2 protein-coding genes are annotated in these 1,178 nt (G+C 61.2%); both read left to right on the top strand.

What is annotated here, in order from left to right:
- Positions 1-894, top strand: an 894-nt coding sequence (locus tag ACXRVY_RS30370) for an amidohydrolase (RefSeq protein WP_458239123.1), incomplete at its 5' end; no start/stop codon positions are given.
- A 106-nt stretch (positions 895-1,000) separates the two neighbouring features.
- Positions 1,001-1,178: TorF family putative porin (locus ACXRVY_RS30365; protein ID WP_458239124.1), on the top strand; the 178-nt coding region annotated here is incomplete at its 3' end.

The following is a 1,178-nucleotide window of genomic DNA, read 5'->3' as shown; positions in this document are numbered from 1 at the left end:
GCGCAGAACGGCGAACTCAGTGCCCACGTCGCCGCGTTGATGGTCACCAATCCGAAGAGCAAACCCGCCGACCTGGAAGTGATTGCCACTGTGATGAAGCAATTCGAGGGCGTGCCTAACCTGACGTTCCCCGGCATCAAGGTGTTTGTCGACGGCATTCTCGAATTCCCGGGGCAGACTGCAGCGGTCATCGTGCCGTTCAAGAACAGCCATAAAAATGGTCAGTTGCTGACCGACCCGGCGCACTTCGGCGAACTGGTGGTGGCGGCGGAAAAACGCGGCTGGATCGTGCACATGCATGCCGTCGGCGATCGCGCGGTGCGTGAAGCGCTCAATGGCGTGGCGTATGCGCGCAAGCTCAGCCCGACGCCCGTGCCCCACAGCATCGCGCACCTGCAACTGGTCAACCCAAAGGAGTTTCCACGCTTCAAAGAACTGGGCGTGATCGCCTCGATGCAACTGCTGTGGGCCACCGGTGAGTCCTACACCGTCGAACTGGTCAAGCCTTACATCAGCGCCTTTGCCTACGGTTACCAGTATCCCGCGCGGTCCCTGCATAACGCTGGCGCAACGATTGCCGGTGGCAGCGACTGGCCGGTGTCCAGTCCCAACCCGTTCAACGCCATTGCCCAGGCCAGTACGCGCAAAGGTCCGTTGGGCGTACTCAATGCCAAGGAAAGCATCGACCGCCAGACCATGTTCTACGCCTACACCATCAACGCGGCGAAAACCCTGCGCCTGGAGCAACAGATCGGTTCGCTGGCACCGGGCAAGCAGGCTGACCTGATCATCCTCGACCGCGACGTGTTCAAGGTCAGCGATGACGACCTGTTCGAAACCAAAGTCCTGAACACCTTCTTCGCCGGCAAGCAGGTCTACGCCMCCGCGTCCTGACCTGCGAACACCCAGCACACGTAAAACCGCCAGCCCCTCGTCACGCGAGGGGTGTGGCATCGCCATGCCTGAAATTCCCCGTACGCCATAACAACAAGAGAACTGTATGAACGCACTTTCAGCATTGACCCTCGCCGCACTCGCACTGGCCCCCCTGACCAGCCAGGCCCTGACCCTCAATGATGACTTCAGTCTGGACATGACCCTGGGCATCGTCAGCGACTACCGCACCCGGGGCATCTCGCAAACCCAGGGCGATCCGGCGGTACAGGGCGGCGCAACGC

Source organism: Pseudomonas sp. P5_A2_2 (genome assembly GCF_054177685.1).
The sequence above is the reverse complement of the archived record's forward strand: the minus strand, read 5'-3'. Positions and strand labels throughout refer to the sequence as shown.